Consider the following 13,826-nt stretch of genomic DNA (forward strand, 5'->3'; position numbering starts at 1 on the left):
AGGGCAGCCATGCAAAGACGTCAATTTCTCAGCCTCGGCGCTGCCCTGCCGCTGTTCTGCCAGCTGGGCCAAGGCCTGGCCGCCCCCTTGCAAAGCGGCTCGCCCCGTTTTCTGCTGGTCTTCCTGCGCGGCGCCTACGACAGCAACAGCCTGCTGGTGCCAACCCATAGCGACTTCTACTATCAGGCCAGGCCCAACATCGCCATTGCCCGCTCGGGATCGGCCGACGGGGCTCTGGCCCTGAGCTCTCAATGGGGACTGCATCCCGCGCTGCAAAGCAGTCTGCTGCCGCTGTACGAGCAGGGCCAGGCCTGTTTTGTACCGTTTGCAGGCAGCCACGACCTCTCGCGCAGCCATTTCGAAACCCAGGACTCGATCGAGCTGGGCCAGCCCCAGGAAGGCGGGAAAAGCTATCAGAGCGGCTTTCTGAACCGGCTGACCCGGGTGCTGCAGGCCGACAGCCAGAGCCGGCTCAGCCTCAGCCCCATGGCCTTCACCGCCCAGCGGCCTCTATGCCTGCGCGGCAGCGCCCAGGTGGCGAACATGGCGCTGGCCTCCGTGCGCAAGACGGCCGTGGATGAGCAGCGCAGCCAGATCATTGCCTCCATGTATCAGGGCTCGGCACTGGAGACGCCGGTTCGCGAAGGCTTTGCGGTACAGCGTGCCGTGCAGCGCAGCATGCAGGAGGAAATGGACCAGGCCGGGCGCAATGCCATCAGTGCCAAGGGCTTCAGCCTGGTAGCCCAGCGCATGGCGCATCTGATGCGCGAGCAGTTCGACCTGGGCTTTGTCGATATCGGAGGCTGGGACACCCATGTCAACCAGGGCGCCGCCAGCGGCAATCTGGCCAACCGGCTCGGCGACCTGAGCCAGGGCCTGGCGACTTTCGCCGAGGCCATGGGAGCCGAAACCTGGCGCCATACCGTGGTGGCGGTGATCAGCGAGTTCGGCCGCACCTTCCGCGAAAACGGCAACAAGGGCACGGACCACGGCCATGGCACGGCTTACTGGTTTCTCGGCGGCGGCCTCTCGGCCCAGGCCGGCGGCAAGGTGCTGGGCGAGCAGATCGAAGTCACCGAAAAAGCGCTGTTCCAGAACCGCGACTACCCCGTGCTCAACGAATACCGCTCCCTGCTCGGCGGCCTGTTTGCGCGCATGTACGGCTTGAACGCAGCGCAGCTGCAGCAGATCTTTCCGACGTCCCAGCCAGGCAGGCTGCAGCTGGTCTAGAACGACTCGCCGCTTTCCATGGCGCGGCGGTGGCGCATCACGAATTCCTGGTAGGTGTCGATGCCGCGCAGCTGCAAAATGGCATTGCGCACTGCGGCTTCCACCAGCACGGCGATGTTTCGGCCCGCCACCACCTGGATCACCACCTTGCGCACGGGCACGCCCAGCACATCCTGGGTCAGCGGCTCGGCGGGCAGGCGCTCGTATTCGCGCTCCATGGTTTCCTTGCGCACCAGGTGCACGATGAGCTTGAGCCGCATCTTGCGGCGCACTGCCGTCTCGCCAAAGATGGAGCGAATATCGAGCAGGCCGATGCCGCGCACTTCAAGCAGGTTCTGCAGCAGCTCGGGGCATTTGCCTTCGACCGTGGTCTGGTTGATGCGGTACAGGTCCACCGCATCGTCGGCAACCAGACCGTTGCCGCGCGTGACCAGCTCCAGCCCCAGCTCGCTCTTGCCCAGGCCCGATTCACCCGTGATCAGCACCCCCATGCCCAAAATATCCATGAACACGCCGTGCATGGTGATGCGATCGGCGAAATGCTTGGACAGATAGGCACGCAGCACGTCGATGACAAAGGCCGACTGCTCCTTGGTGGAGAACAGCGGGATATGCGCGCGCTCGCACATGGAGATCAGCTCGTCGGGAGCGTCCTGGCCATCGGCCAGCACCAGCACCGGCGGCTCCAGCGTGACGATGCGGGCAATGCGGCGCAGGCAGTCCTGCGAGGTGGCATTGGTCAGATAGGCGATCTCACGCTCACCCAGCACCTGCAGGCGGTAGGGGTGAATGTAGTTGAGGTAGCCGACCAGATCGGCACCCGAGCGGGCCGAGCGCACGGCCATCTCGTCAAAGCGGCGCTCGGAGGCACCCAGCCCCGCTACCCACTGCCAGCGCAGGCTGGAGTTGCGAAATGCCTCGAACAGTACGTCGGCACTGATGGCGCTGGGTCTCATGGCAAGGCCCTGTCAGTCAAAAAGAAGGGCCAGGACTCAGGCCTGGGAGGTGATTGAGGACTGCCAGCTGTCGATCATGCCGTGCAGCTGCTGCGCATCGGTGGACGACTTCAGACGCTCGCGCAACTGGCTGTCGCTGAGCAGCTCGGCGATCTCGGAGAGGATTTCCAGGTGCTTTTGCGTCGCCGCCTCGGGCACCAGCAAAAAGATCAGCAGGCCGACCGGCTGCTCATCGGGCGCATCGAAGCCGATGGGGTTGGCCAGCTGGAACACTGCCGCCATGGGAGCCGTCAGGCCCTTGATGCGGCCATGGGGAATGGCAACTCCATGCCCCAGACCGGTAGAGCCCAGGCGTTCGCGTGCGAACAGGCTATCGGTGATCAGGGCACGAGACAGACCATGCAAGCTCTCAAAGAGCAAACCCGCTTCCTCGAAAGCGCGTTTCTTGCTGGTGACATCAACGCTCACAAGCACTTGAGCGGCGGGAAGGATAGAGGCTAGGCGATTCATGGTGTGATCAACAATTATGCACCGCAGCGCTGAAAACCGTGGGGAAACCCTGATCACCATCAAAAACCGCCCCGTAGGGCGGCGCTTTTAGCGTTGTAACAAGGCTACAGCCCTGCAACAAACCGGCGCAAAAGCTAGGTTTGCGCCTCGCTTTCATCAAGCTGACACCTGCGCCAGCTGCAAGCCCCCGGAGTCCAGTCGCTTGGCTGTGGCACGCGGGCCTTGCTGACGAGTCTTGTAGCGCATCACCACACGGTCGAGTTTGTCGGCCAGGGCGTCCACGGCGGCATAGAGGTCGAAATGCTGCGTCTCTACGAACAAGTCTTGCCCTTTCACGCGCACCGTGCAACCGGCGCGCTGTCGTTTGTCTTTTTCCTTTTGCTTGTGGACTGTGAGCAGTACCTTCACGTCCACAACCTGATCGAAGTGCCTGAGAATGCGTTCCAGCTTGGCCATGACATAGCTGCGCAGCGAGGGAGTGACCTCCAGGTGATGCCCGCTAATCGTCAAATTCATAACAAAACACTCCTTAGCTCTCGGTGAAATCACTGCGGTTTCACAGCGCCTGATGGCTGTGCCGCAGCCTGGCAGTTCGGAATGCGCATTCGTCTTTGCTGTGAACCCACTATGCGCCCGCCCCACGCCAAAGGCAACGAAATGACCGTGATAGCGCAGGCTCGCCAGGGGCCTTGTTTGTCGGTTTGATGACAGGCGGTTTTGACGCCACAATGAGTGGCTTTGGCCCGCATGCAAGGGATACGCCGGCATGCCCCAGGGCCTCGATCGCAGCAGGCGTGCACTGGCAAAGACCGTGACCGTCCAAACCCCTGCCTGCGCCATTAAAATCGCGTTTTTACGCAGCCGCCTCTCGGGCCTGCGACGCTGGCAGCCCCTTGGGCTTTCAGGCGCCTGCTGACCGACTGCACGCCTGAATTGCCTGACAGCCCTATCTCGACCATGACCACCCAGCCCTCCGCCCTGCATACCTCCAACATTGCCTCGCTGCCCCTGCTCGCACGTGGCAAGGTCCGCGACAACTACGCCGTGGGCGACGACCGCATCCTGATGGTGGCCTCCGACCGCCTGTCCGCCTTTGACGTGATCATGGGCGAGCCCATTCCCGGCAAGGGCGTGCTGCTGACGCAGATGGCGCTGTTCTGGTTCGACAAGCTGGGCCATATCTGCCCCAACCACCTGACCGGCGAAGCGCCCGAGTCCGTGGTCAAGCCCGAGGAAGTCAAGCAGGTCGAAGGCCGCTCCATGCTGGTCAAGCGCCTCAAGCCCGTGCTGATCGAAGCCGTGGTGCGCGGCTATCTGGCCGGCAGCGGCTGGAAGGAATATCAGGAATCGCAATCGGTCTGCGGCGTGAAGCTGCCTGCCGGCCTGACCAACGCGGCCAAGCTGCCCGAGCCCATCTACACCCCCGCGGCCAAGGCCGAAATGGGTGACCACGACGAGAACATCACCTACGAGCGCACCGTGGAAATGGTGGGCGAGCAGCTCGCGGCCCAGATCCGCGACACCGCCATCCGCATCTACAAGGAAGCGGCCGAGATCGCGCTGACCAAGGGCATGATCATTGCCGACACCAAGTTCGAGTTCGGCCTGACCGAAGACGGCACCCTGGTGCTGATGGACGAGGTGCTGACCCCCGACAGCTCGCGCTACTGGCCCGTGGAAGGCTACGAGGACGCGCTGGCCAAGGGCGAGAACCCTCCCAGCTACGACAAGCAGTTCGTGCGTGACTGGCTGGAGCAGGCCCAGGTCAACGGCAAGGCCTGGGACAAGAAGGCTCCTGCGCCCCGCCTGCCCAAGGAGGTGATCGACAGGACGGCGGCCAAGTACCGCGAAGCGCTGGATCGCCTGACCGCCTGAGCGATCGGTCCCAAACAGACAAAGGCCTCCGGAACAGAAATTCGGGGGCCTTTTTGTTTTGATAGCTGCTTGCGCTTTCAGATAAAGGATTTCAGCTGAAAATAATGCTGGAATCCTTTATTTGCATACGCTTGAAGCTATGTTTTTAGTGGTGATGGCCGTGGCCGCCGTGCACGTGCTTGTGGGCAATTTCTTCTTCGGAGGCCGCACGCACCTCGTTGACCACCGCGCTGAAGCGCAGCGCAAAACCGGCCAGAGGGTGGTTGCCATCCAGCAGCACCACGGGGCCCTTGATCTTCACCACGTTGTAGATCTGGGGCAGGCCCTGGTCATTGGTTCCGCGCAGCTGGCCACCCACCTTAACGCCCGCAGGGAACTCGCCCTTGGGAATGGTGCGCTTGAGGCTTTCGTCGCGCTCGCCGAAGGCGTCGGCCACGGCCAGATCCACGGTCACGGTATCGCCTTTTTGCTTGCCGTCCAGAGCGGCTTCGACCTTGGCGAAGATGTTGTCATAGCCGCCGTGCAGATAGGCCACATCGCCCTTGTCCAGCAGTTTGACGGCCACGCCGCCCGCGAGCAGCTCGTGAATCTTGTAGTTGATGGTGACGGCAGTGTCTTTGGTGATGTTCATGACAATGGATTTCGAGTGGTGCAGTGTCTGACCCCGAGTCAGGCACCGCGCAAAGCTGCCATTGTCGGTGACTCGGGCTATTCCAGTGTCACGCCCGTGGCCTTAACCACGCCGCGCCATTTGTCCACGTCGGCGCGGATCTGCTGCGCGAAGGTCTCGGGCCTGCTGGCCACGGGCTCGGCGCCCAGGCTGCGCAGTTGCCGGGTCACCTCAGGGTCCCGCACGGCCTGGGCGACTGCGGTCTGCAGCGTGTCGAGCACCGCCTTGGGCGTTCCCGCCGGAGCCAGCAGGCCGAACCAGCCCGAGACCTCGTAGCCGGGCACGCTTTCGGCGACGGAGGGAATGTCTGCCGCCCCGGGCCAGCGCTGCGTCGTGGTCACAGCCAACGCCCGCAGCTTGCCGCTGCGCACGAAGGCGATGGTGGACGGCAGGTTGTCGAAGCCTGCCTGTATCTGCCCGCCCATGAGATCGGTGAGCATGGGCGATGCGCCCTTGTAAGGCACATGGGTCATGTCCACGCCCGCCATCATCTTGAGCAGCTCGGCGCTCATGTGCGGAGAGCCGCCGGGGCTGGTCGAGCCGAAGTTGATCTGCCCGGGCCTAGCCTTGGCCAGCGCCAGCAACTCGCCCAGGGTGCGCGCGGGGACGCTGGGATGGACCACGATGATATTGGGCGTGCTGGCCACCACGGTAACGGGCGCGAAGTCCTTGACGGCGTCATAGGGCAGGTTCTTCTGCAGCGCCGAGTTGATGCCGTGCGAGCTGGCCGTTCCCATGACCAGGGTATAGCCGTCGGCGGCGGCCTGGGCCACGGCCACCGAGCCTATGGCACCGCTGGCGCCGGCCCGGTTTTCGACGACGAAGGGCTGGCGCAGCCGCTCGGACAGCTGGGCCGCCGCCAGCCGTGCGATGATGTCCGTGGTGCCTCCTGCCGGATAGGGCACGATGATGCGAACGGGCTTGGCGGGATAGGCCGTGGCCTGCGCGAGGGCCACGCCCGCGCAGGCCGCCATGGCCAGCGCGGCGGCGCGAAACAGATGCAAGGTCATTGCGGTGTCTCCTGGTGGAGTTTTATGGAATATGCGGCGGATGCCCGTACTGGATGTCGGCGCCAGTTCAGCCCGGCGCACGGCGGCGCAGCAGCGGCGCCAGCACTGCGGGCACGAGCAGTTCGAAGCCCAAGATGGCCGCCGACAGCGCCTTGCCGTAGTTGTCCACCGACAGGCTGCGCGAGACGCCGCCGCCCAGCGCACCGTGCGCCACGAAGTTCAGCGCGTGCAGGTTATCGGCCTCGTAGCGCAACACCTCGCCGGTGATGACCCGGCCATGGGAGGCCTTGAAGCGTTCGGCGCTCAGTTGCTGCTTGAGCAGCGCATAGAGCTCGGGCTCGTAGGCAAACACCGCGATGTTGGAAGTATTGCCCTTGTCGCCCGAGCGCGTATGCGCCACCTGCTCCAGCGGCACCCGGATGTCCTGGTTCATGTCCTGCATGCTTTGCTCCCCTGCTCAGCTCGTGAAGTAGTCGATATGCGCCGTCACCTGCTCGCGCGGCACCAGTGAGGACCACACGCCTATCACCTCGCGCGTGCGCTCCTGGTGCGGCACGCGCTTGCCGGTGTGGGCAATCCCCGAGACCGCCATGCCGTCCACTTCCCGCCCCACCTTGACTGCCTCCTCGCGCGAACGGGTGCGTGCCGCCACGCGCACGGCCACTTCATAGGGCTCGGGCGCATCCACCGGCGTGGCAGCGCCATGCACGGCATTCAGGCCCAGGAAGTCGATGCGTACCTCCTCGGCATCGAGCTTCACGATACGCAAGCGCTCCTCCAGGATGCGCCTGGCCAGTTGGGCGCGGCGCAGCGCGCCGGGGCCGGCGTAGAAGAACATGTCCTCGCCGATGAAGCCCTCCGTGCATCCCATGGAGACCTTGAGCGTGGGTGTGCGTGGCTTGCCCGTGAGCCCCGTCACGCGCACGCGGTCCGGCGCCAGTTGCTCGATGCGGGCCTGCGTGAAGTCGACCACCACATCAGGCGTGATGTAGTTCGCCGGGTCGTGCACCTCGTAGAGCATCTGTTCCTTGACTGTCTGCGGGCTGATCATGCCGCCCGTGCCGTCCACCTTGGACAGGGTCACGCCGCCTTCGGCATCGACCTCGGCGATGGGAAAGGCCAGGTTCCAGGGCTCGGGCACGTCCTTGAGGCCGGGGTCCGCAAAATACCCCCCGGTGACCTGAGCCCCGCACTCCATCAGATGGCCTATCGCACTGCCGGCACCCACGCGCTCATGGTCCAGCAGGTCCCAGCCGAACTCATGCACCATTGGAGCCAGGAACAGCGAAGGGTCGGCCACGCGGCCCGTGACCACGATCTGCGCACCTTCCGCCAGAGCATCGACGATGGGAGCGGCCCCGAGATAGGCTTCGGCCGAGATCAGCGAGTGGGCAATGCTCTGCGTGGGGGCACCGGTCTCCAGGATGGTGGGGGCCAGCGACAGCACGCGGTCGGTGATCAGGCTGCCGCCCACGGCCGCCACCTTGACGCCGGTGATGCCCAGCTCGCGCAGCAGCTCGACGATGCGCCGTGCCGCACCCTGCGGGTTGATCCACCCCTGGTTGGAGATGATGCGCGTGCCCTGGCGCATACAGGCAGGCAGCACGGCTCGCATGCGGTCGTCGAGATAGGTGTCGTAGCCCGGGAAGGACGGGTCCCGTCGGGCCCGGACCTGCGCGGCGGAGACCGTGGCCTCGGCCATGGTCTCGAAGCACAGGTAATCGAGCCGGCCACGCTCGGCATTGAGGGCTGCGGGCTCGATCCGGTCGCCCCACCAGGCGGCTCCCGCGCCTATGCGCAGGATCTTGCTGTCATTCATTGCGCTTGTCTCCGTTGTTCCCCCAGACCCGGGGGCTGAGACCATTCTGTACAGTCGTTTTTCAAGAGACAACGCATGCGCGCGCACAGCGCATGTGAATCAAATTCACAGGGGGCGAAGACCTTAGATGGACCAGTTCGGCGAGATGACGGTATTCCTGCGCGTGATCGAAGAAGGCAGTTTTTCCGGTGCCGGCAGAAGGCTAGAGCTGTCGCCTTCGGCGGTGAGCAAGCTCATCGCTCGCCTGGAGGCACGCCTTGGCGTGCGGCTGTTCGAGCGGATTGCCGGAGCCATACGCCTGACCCAGGAAGGCGAGCACTTTCGCATCGCCAGCCAGCGCGTGGTGCAGGCCATGGAGCAGGCTGAGGCCTGTGTGCGCGTGGCCGATGCCGAAATCTCGGGCACGGTGCGCATCCATACGGCGCTGACCACGGCCAAGTACCTGGTGGCGCCGCGTCTGCATCTGCTGATGGACCGGCACCCGCGCCTGCACCTGGATTTCGTCCTTGGCACGGAGCGCGGCGACTTCGTGCGTCAAGGCATAGACGTAGCCATCCACAGCGGCAGGCCTACGGAGCAGACGCTGATCGGCCGCCCGCTGATGCTCAGGCCCTGGGTGATAGCCGCAGCGCCGCAGTACCTCCAGCGCTTCGGCCATCCCGAGCAGCCCGAGGACCTGCTGCAGCACCGCTGCCTGAACTTCACCATACGCACGCAGTGGAACCGCTGGACCTTCCACGAGGAAGGCGGGCTCAAGACCATAGACATTCCCAGCCACATCGGAGCCAACCAGGGCGAGCTGTTGCGCAGCCTGGCGCTGCTGGGCCACGGCGTGGTGCGGCTGGCCCACTTCCATATCGCCGCCGACCTGGAGCGCGGAGCCCTGGTGCCGCTGCTGCAGCAGTTCCAGGAGCGCAGCGAGGACGACCGCTTCTATCTGCTGTATCCGCGCGGCAGATCCCTGGCACCGCGCGTGCGCGCCGTGGTGGATTTCCTCGCAGGGGAGTTCGGCTGAGCGGATGCCCCCAGGCATTGCCGTGCACATTCAAGCAGGCTGCGCCCCCTTGGATCTGGGCACCGCCCGCAGGGACGCAGTCCATGCCCGCGCGCGCGAACACGAACAATACCGGCATGGCCGGTGCTCAGGGAACTGGGCCGCACGCCGGAGGCTGCCAGCTTCAGGCCCTGAGCCGTATCAGGCGCCGGGAGGCAGCTCCTCGACCTCGGCCCCCGGGTAGCGCGCAAAGCGGCGGTTCTCGCTGCCATGCACCGGATCGTTGTCCTTCCAGGGCCAGCCGCCGAACTGGGTGCGGCGGTAGTCCTGCATGGCCTGCATGATCTCCTCCTGCGTGTTCATCACAAAGGGGCCGTATTGCGCCACCTTCTCGCCAATCGGCTTGCCCTGCAGCAGCACCAGTTCTGCACTGACATCGCCGGTGTTGACCAGCTCCAGCTCGCGCTGAGCGTCGATATGCATGGCCAGATGTCCGTTCACGGCTTCGCCACCCACAGTCATGCTCTTGCCTACGAAGAAGTAGAGCATGCGGTGAGTTTGGTCACCTGCTGCCCTGGGCATGCTCCAGCGGGCACCGGGCTCCAGCTCCAGCGTCCAGATGGCCACATCGCTGCCGGCCTGGGAGGCCCAGGATTCGGGCGGAGGCGGCAAAGCCTTGTCCGCACCGTCCAGGGCACCAGCCACTACGGTCACGGTGGTCTTACGGCCCGCCGCATCGCTGAAGCTCAGGCGCGGAATCTGCTCGTTCCAGAACATGGTGAAGTGGGGCTCCACCATCTTGTTCCTGGCGGGCAGGTTCAGCCAGATCTGGAACAGCTCCAGCGGATTGGGCTTGTCGCTGTTCAGCAGCGGAAACATCTCCGAGTGCTGGATGCCCTTGCCGGCCGTGAGCCACTGCACATCGCCGCCGCCGAAGCGCGCGGCCGCGCCCAGCGAGTCCGCATGGTCGATGCGGCCCTTGCGCACCAGGGTCACGGTCTCGAAGCCGCGATGCGGGTGGCCCGGAAAGCCCGGAATCGGCTCGCCGTGGTACATGGAGAAGCCGTTGCGGGCGCTGAAGTCGCTGCCCATCTCGCGCCCCTCGAACTCCACGGCCTGCACGCCCATCTTTCCGTTGCTGGCCGGATAGCTGTCATCGTGGTGAGCGCAGAACAGAAAGGGGTCCAGGCAGGGCCAGCGCGGACCCAGCGGGGCACTTTCCAGAATGGGTTGACGATTCGTGGTCATGGAGTTCTCCTCTTGAGAGGCCGCAGCCAGCTGCAGGGCCTTAAGTCTCGAAGATAAGGCCAGACCATGGGTTTGAAAGACATCACCGCTGGGACAGTACTTGCCGCTTTTGCAACAGCGGCAAGCCCGTACTGCCCTGGTCGGCGCTCAGCCGCGCGGCGGAATGTTCAGGCCTTTTTGCGTCGCCGGGCGGGCCATGAAGGCCTTGAGCACGCGCTGCAGCTCTGGAAACCCGTTCCAGCCCACCAGCTCGGCGGCGTTGTAGCCGTTCTCGTCGACCATATTGCGCACCCAGGGCCAGATGGCGATGTCGGCAATCGTGAGCTGCTCGCCCATGATCCACTCGCGGCCCTGCATGCGCTGCTCCAGCACGCCCAGCAGGCGTTTGGACTCGTTGATATAGCGGTCGCGCGGGCGCTTGTCCTCGAAGTCCTTGCCCGCGAACTTGTGGAAGAAGCCGACCTGGCCGAACATGGGTCCCACGCCGCCCATCTGGAACATCAACCACTGCAGCGTCTCGTAACGCGCCGCGGGGTCGGCGGGTAGCAGCGGGCTGCTGCTCTTCTCGGCCAGATAGATCAGGATGGCCGCCGACTCGAACAGCGCCAGTGGTTTTCCGCCCGGGCCTTGCGGGTCGATGATGGCGGGAATCTTGTTGTTGGGGAAGGTGCCGACAAACTCTGGCGTGAGCTGGTCATTGGTCTGGAAGCTGACCAGATGCGCCTCGTAGGGCAGCTGCATTTCCTCCAGCGCAATCGACACCTTCACGCCGTTGGGCGTGGGCAGCGAATACAGCTGGATGCGCTCGGGGTGCTGCGCGGGCCATTTGCGGGTCACGGAAAAATCGGCAAGGGTGCGGGTCATGCGGCTGGCTCCTGAAAAAGGGTTTGCCGCATCGTAACGGCAGAGGCCGCTCAGCGCAGCAACTGCCAGAACATCTGCACGCAAGGTGATGGTGCCTGCTGCATGCTGACCAGCGCAATGCGCGAGTGGCGCGCGGCATCGGCCAGCGGTTGCAGCACCACGCCGGGCGGGCAGATGCGCTCATAGACGCTGGGCACGATGGATAGCCCCAGGCCGGCGGCCACCAGTGCCAGCATGGTCGAGGTCTCACGCGCCGGCTGGGCGATGCGCGGCACAAAGCCGGCCTCGCTGCACAGCGCCAGAATATGTTCGTGCAGGCCGCCGCCGAGCACGGCCGGGTGCAGCACAAAAGGCTGGTCGGCCAGGCTGCTCAGTGCCAGTGCTTCGCCCGCAGCCGCCTTGGCATGTGCCACCGGCAGGGCCAGCTTCAGCTCGTCGCGCCACAGCGTCTGCTCCCTGATCGGCACGGGGATGCGAAACGTCGGCGAGGGGCGCATGAAGCCGATGTCGATCTGCCCCGCCGTCAATGCCGCGATCTGCTCGCCCGTGGTCATATGCTGCAGATCCAGCTCCACCTGCGGGTGACGGCTGCGAAAGTCGCGCAACATGGTGGAGAACTCATCAAACAGTGGCACCGATGCCGTGAAGGCGATGCGCAACCGCCCCGCCAGGCCATGGGCGGCCATGCGCACCAGTTCGCCCGCCTGCTGGTGCAGCTCCACGATCTGCCGCGCCTTGTCCTGCAGCAGCAGGCCTGCCGGCGTCAGCGCCACAGCGCGACGCGAGCGTTCGAACAACTGCGCCCCCATCTCCTGCTCCAGCAGACGGATCTGCTGGCTCAGCGGGGGCTGGCTCATATGCAAGCGCTGGGCCGCACGGCTGAAATTCAGCTCCTCGGCCACAGCCAGAAAACAGGTCAGACGGCGCAAATCCATAGGACGATTTTCGTATCAAGTCCAGACGCAAACGGTATTGGACGCAATAACCGCAGCTTTTCACAATCCGGTCAGCCGCAGCAGCCATGACGAAAGTAGCTGCCTGCGTTGATTCCAAAAGGGTTCAAGGCCTATCCCGCCCGCCCAATACAGAGAGACATTGATGAAGCCGTTTCCTCTTTTCACCGTCCGCCGAGCCCTGCTGATCAGCGCTGTGGCGCTGGCTGCAGGCTGTGCCCAGCAACCGGGCAGCACGCCCAAGGAGCCTGTGCGTCTCATGACCTCGGGCGGCTTCACCGCAGCGCACAAGCTGCTAGCACCGCAGTTCACGACCCAGACCGGCCTGGCGGTGGAGTCGGCCTATGGCTCGTCCATGGGGGCCTCGCCCACCTCCATTCCCAATCGCCTGAGCAAGGGCGAGAAGGCCGATGTGGTGATTCTGGCGCGCGGTGCGCTCGACGATCTGGCCGCCAAGGGCCTGGTGCGCAACGGCACCCAGATCGACCTGGTGCGCTCTGCCGTGGGCGTGGCTGTGAAGAAGGGTGCCCCCATCCCCGACATCAGCAGCGAGGACAAGCTGCGTCAGGTGCTGCTCAATGCCAAGAGCATTGCCTATTCGGCCAGCGCCAGCGGCACTTACTACGAAACCCAGATGCTCAAGAAACTCGGCATTCACGATCAGGTCATGCCCAAGAGCAAGAAGATCGTGACCGAGCGCGTGGGCACCATCGTGGCGCGAGGCGAAGCCGAAATCGGCCTGCAGCAGGTCAGCGAACTGCTGCCCATCGAGGGCATCAGCTATGTCGGCACCCTGCCCGATTCGGTACAGCACTACACCATCTTCTCGGCCGGCACGGCCAGTACCTCCACCAACCCGCAGGGGCTGGAGCAACTGCTCAAGTACTACACCTCGCCCGCCGCCGCCAAGACGATTCGTGACACCGGCCTGGAGCCCGTCGCCAAGCCCCGCTGAGCGCCGCAGTTCCCGCAAAAAAGCCCGCCAGGCAGACGCCTGCGGGCTTTTTTTGTCACCTGGCAGCTCAGCGCTTGCTGCCCGCGCTAGCCTTCTGCACCAGGGCCACTGTCAGTCCCTGGGCGGTGACGGTGATGGCGCCAGGCTCCATGGCCAGCGCATCCACCAGGGCCAGATCCTGGTCCTGCAACTGATAGAGCACTACCTGACCCATGGCCTGCTCAGCCAATGCCGTGGCATAGGTCCCCAGCATATCGCTGAGCGCGGGCGACAGCCCGTCCATGCTCAGCTGGTTGACCTTGATCTGGTAGGCGCGCAAGGTGCGGTCAGTGGGCTCATAGCGCAGTGCGAAATCGACATTGAGCAGGCCGCTGTACTGCTCCTTGAGCACCTTGCCGCTGAGCTCGGCCGGGATCACGGCGTTGAGCATATTGCGCTCGGGCAACATGCTCAGCTGCGGCGCCTTCAGGTCCAGTTGCAGCAAACCCGCCACGGGGAACTGCCTGGGGAAACGCCTGGCCAGCATCTCCTGCAGCTTCTGCTGGCTCACGCTCACGCTGCTGGGCACGGACTTGCCCGAGCAGCCCGTGGCAGCCATTCCCAATCCCAACACTGTCACCGCCAACCATGCGCGCCGATTCATCACGACCACCGAACTCCGTAAAACCTGATTCAAAACCCATGCAAACACTTGACAAACCAACGCTGTCAGCTATGGTTTTTGATCAATCCATTGTCTCTG

Annotated in this window: 15 protein-coding genes; 4 read left to right on the forward strand and 11 right to left on the reverse strand. The window is 64.5% G+C overall.

Going from position 1 to position 13,826, the window contains the following annotated elements; genetic code table 11:
- The first annotated feature begins 9 nt into the window (after positions 1-9).
- Positions 10-1,230 carry a DUF1501 domain-containing protein gene (locus MPZ60_RS24265; protein WP_034350893.1) on the forward strand — a complete coding sequence of 407 codons (1,221 nt, stop codon included), beginning with the start codon at positions 10-12 and terminating at the stop codon, positions 1,228-1,230.
- On the opposite strand, the gene hprK is transcribed toward MPZ60_RS24265, so the two are convergent.
- The 3 genes from hprK to hpf all read right to left on the reverse strand — a co-directional run bounded on the left by hprK (position 1,227) and on the right by hpf (position 3,212).
- Complete coding sequence (gene hprK, locus MPZ60_RS24270; RefSeq protein ID WP_034350896.1) at positions 1,227-2,186, reverse strand: HPr(Ser) kinase/phosphatase; 960 nt, start codon at positions 2,184-2,186, stop codon at positions 1,227-1,229. The genes MPZ60_RS24265 and hprK overlap by 4 nt on opposite strands.
- A gap of 36 nt (positions 2,187-2,222) precedes the next feature.
- Positions 2,223-2,696 carry a PTS sugar transporter subunit IIA gene (locus tag MPZ60_RS24275; protein ID WP_034347954.1) on the reverse strand — a complete coding sequence of 158 codons (474 nt, stop codon included), beginning with the start codon at positions 2,694-2,696 and terminating at the stop codon, positions 2,223-2,225.
- A 156-nt stretch (positions 2,697-2,852) separates the two neighbouring features.
- Entirely contained in the window at positions 2,853-3,212 is a 360-nt protein-coding gene (hpf, locus tag MPZ60_RS24280; protein WP_003067012.1) for a ribosome hibernation-promoting factor, HPF/YfiA family, read from the reverse strand.
- A gap of 441 nt (positions 3,213-3,653) precedes the next feature.
- Between hpf and MPZ60_RS24285 the strand changes: the two genes are divergently transcribed.
- On the forward strand, positions 3,654-4,571 hold the full coding sequence (locus MPZ60_RS24285) for a phosphoribosylaminoimidazolesuccinocarboxamide synthase (RefSeq protein ID WP_003067010.1): 918 nt from the start codon (positions 3,654-3,656) through the stop codon (positions 4,569-4,571).
- A 145-nt stretch (positions 4,572-4,716) separates the two neighbouring features.
- On the opposite strand, the gene MPZ60_RS24290 is transcribed toward MPZ60_RS24285, so the two are convergent.
- From MPZ60_RS24290 to MPZ60_RS24305, 4 genes are all read right to left on the reverse strand, one after another.
- Positions 4,717-5,202 (reverse strand): peptidylprolyl isomerase, encoded by a 486-nt coding sequence (locus MPZ60_RS24290; protein ID WP_034350897.1) that lies wholly within the window; start codon positions 5,200-5,202, stop codon positions 4,717-4,719.
- Positions 5,203-5,279: 77 nt separating this feature from the next.
- Positions 5,280-6,251, reverse strand: a complete 972-nt coding sequence (locus MPZ60_RS24295) for a tripartite tricarboxylate transporter substrate binding protein (protein WP_034350898.1) — start codon at positions 6,249-6,251, stop codon at positions 5,280-5,282.
- A gap of 67 nt (positions 6,252-6,318) precedes the next feature.
- Complete coding sequence (locus MPZ60_RS24300; RefSeq protein WP_034350899.1) at positions 6,319-6,693, reverse strand: hypothetical protein; 375 nt, start codon at positions 6,691-6,693, stop codon at positions 6,319-6,321.
- Between the two features lie 15 nt (positions 6,694-6,708).
- On the reverse strand, positions 6,709-8,070 hold the full coding sequence (locus tag MPZ60_RS24305) for an acyclic terpene utilization AtuA family protein (protein ID WP_034350900.1): 1,362 nt from the start codon (positions 8,068-8,070) through the stop codon (positions 6,709-6,711).
- Positions 8,071-8,197: 127 nt separating this feature from the next.
- On the opposite strand from MPZ60_RS24305, the gene MPZ60_RS24310 reads away from it, so the two are divergent.
- Complete coding sequence (locus MPZ60_RS24310) at positions 8,198-9,085, forward strand: LysR family transcriptional regulator (protein ID WP_034350902.1); 888 nt, start codon at positions 8,198-8,200, stop codon at positions 9,083-9,085.
- A gap of 180 nt (positions 9,086-9,265) precedes the next feature.
- Here the strand turns inward: MPZ60_RS24310 and MPZ60_RS24315 are convergent, their stop codons facing one another.
- The 3 genes from MPZ60_RS24315 to MPZ60_RS24325 form a co-directional block, all read right to left on the reverse strand.
- Positions 9,266-10,312 (reverse strand): pirin family protein, encoded by a 1,047-nt coding sequence (locus MPZ60_RS24315; RefSeq protein WP_034350904.1) that lies wholly within the window; start codon positions 10,310-10,312, stop codon positions 9,266-9,268.
- A 147-nt stretch (positions 10,313-10,459) separates the two neighbouring features.
- Positions 10,460-11,176, reverse strand: coding sequence for a glutathione binding-like protein (locus MPZ60_RS24320; RefSeq protein ID WP_034350907.1), 717 nt, complete (start codon positions 11,174-11,176; stop codon positions 10,460-10,462).
- A 50-nt stretch (positions 11,177-11,226) separates the two neighbouring features.
- Positions 11,227-12,111, reverse strand: a complete 885-nt coding sequence (locus MPZ60_RS24325; RefSeq protein ID WP_003066996.1) for a LysR family transcriptional regulator — start codon at positions 12,109-12,111, stop codon at positions 11,227-11,229.
- A gap of 163 nt (positions 12,112-12,274) precedes the next feature.
- On the opposite strand from MPZ60_RS24325, the gene MPZ60_RS24330 reads away from it, so the two are divergent.
- On the forward strand, positions 12,275-13,084 hold the full coding sequence (locus MPZ60_RS24330; RefSeq protein ID WP_034350909.1) for a substrate-binding domain-containing protein: 810 nt from the start codon (positions 12,275-12,277) through the stop codon (positions 13,082-13,084).
- Positions 13,085-13,151: 67 nt separating this feature from the next.
- On the opposite strand, the gene MPZ60_RS24335 is transcribed toward MPZ60_RS24330, so the two are convergent.
- Positions 13,152-13,682 carry a hypothetical protein gene (locus MPZ60_RS24335; RefSeq protein ID WP_003066992.1) on the reverse strand — a complete coding sequence of 177 codons (531 nt, stop codon included), beginning with the start codon at positions 13,680-13,682 and terminating at the stop codon, positions 13,152-13,154.
- Positions 13,683-13,826 lie beyond the last annotated feature (144 nt).

Origin of the sequence: Comamonas sp. 7D-2 (genome assembly GCF_022749555.1) — a bacterium.
In the GTDB taxonomy this organism is placed as follows: Bacteria; Pseudomonadota; Gammaproteobacteria; order Burkholderiales; family Burkholderiaceae_C; genus Comamonas; species Comamonas thiooxydans.

Coding starts and splice junctions, on each gene's coding strand:
- MPZ60_RS24275 (WP_034347954.1), bottom strand. CDS start 2,696: ATGAATCGCCTAGCCTCTATCCTTCCCGCCGCTCAAGTGCTTGTGAGC.
- MPZ60_RS24285 (WP_003067010.1), top strand. CDS start 3,654: ATGACCACCCAGCCCTCCGCCCTGCATACCTCCAACATTGCCTCGCTG.
- MPZ60_RS24320 (WP_034350907.1), bottom strand. CDS start 11,176: ATGACCCGCACCCTTGCCGATTTTTCCGTGACCCGCAAATGGCCCGCG.
- hprK (WP_034350896.1), bottom strand. CDS start 2,186: ATGAGACCCAGCGCCATCAGTGCCGACGTACTGTTCGAGGCATTTCGC.
- MPZ60_RS24295 (WP_034350898.1), bottom strand. CDS start 6,251: ATGACCTTGCATCTGTTTCGCGCCGCCGCGCTGGCCATGGCGGCCTGC.
- MPZ60_RS24265 (WP_034350893.1), top strand. CDS start 10: ATGCAAAGACGTCAATTTCTCAGCCTCGGCGCTGCCCTGCCGCTGTTC.
- MPZ60_RS24290 (WP_034350897.1), bottom strand. CDS start 5,202: ATGAACATCACCAAAGACACTGCCGTCACCATCAACTACAAGATTCAC.
- MPZ60_RS24300 (WP_034350899.1), bottom strand. CDS start 6,693: ATGCAGGACATGAACCAGGACATCCGGGTGCCGCTGGAGCAGGTGGCG.
- MPZ60_RS24310 (WP_034350902.1), top strand. CDS start 8,198: ATGGACCAGTTCGGCGAGATGACGGTATTCCTGCGCGTGATCGAAGAA.
- MPZ60_RS24315 (WP_034350904.1), bottom strand. CDS start 10,312: ATGACCACGAATCGTCAACCCATTCTGGAAAGTGCCCCGCTGGGTCCG.
- MPZ60_RS24335 (WP_003066992.1), bottom strand. CDS start 13,682: ATGGCTGCCACGGGCTGCTCGGGCAAGTCCGTGCCCAGCAGCGTGAGC.
- MPZ60_RS24325 (WP_003066996.1), bottom strand. CDS start 12,111: ATGGATTTGCGCCGTCTGACCTGTTTTCTGGCTGTGGCCGAGGAGCTG.
- MPZ60_RS24330 (WP_034350909.1), top strand. CDS start 12,275: ATGAAGCCGTTTCCTCTTTTCACCGTCCGCCGAGCCCTGCTGATCAGC.
- MPZ60_RS24305 (WP_034350900.1), bottom strand. CDS start 8,070: ATGAATGACAGCAAGATCCTGCGCATAGGCGCGGGAGCCGCCTGGTGG.
- hpf (WP_003067012.1), bottom strand. CDS start 3,212: ATGAATTTGACGATTAGCGGGCATCACCTGGAGGTCACTCCCTCGCTG.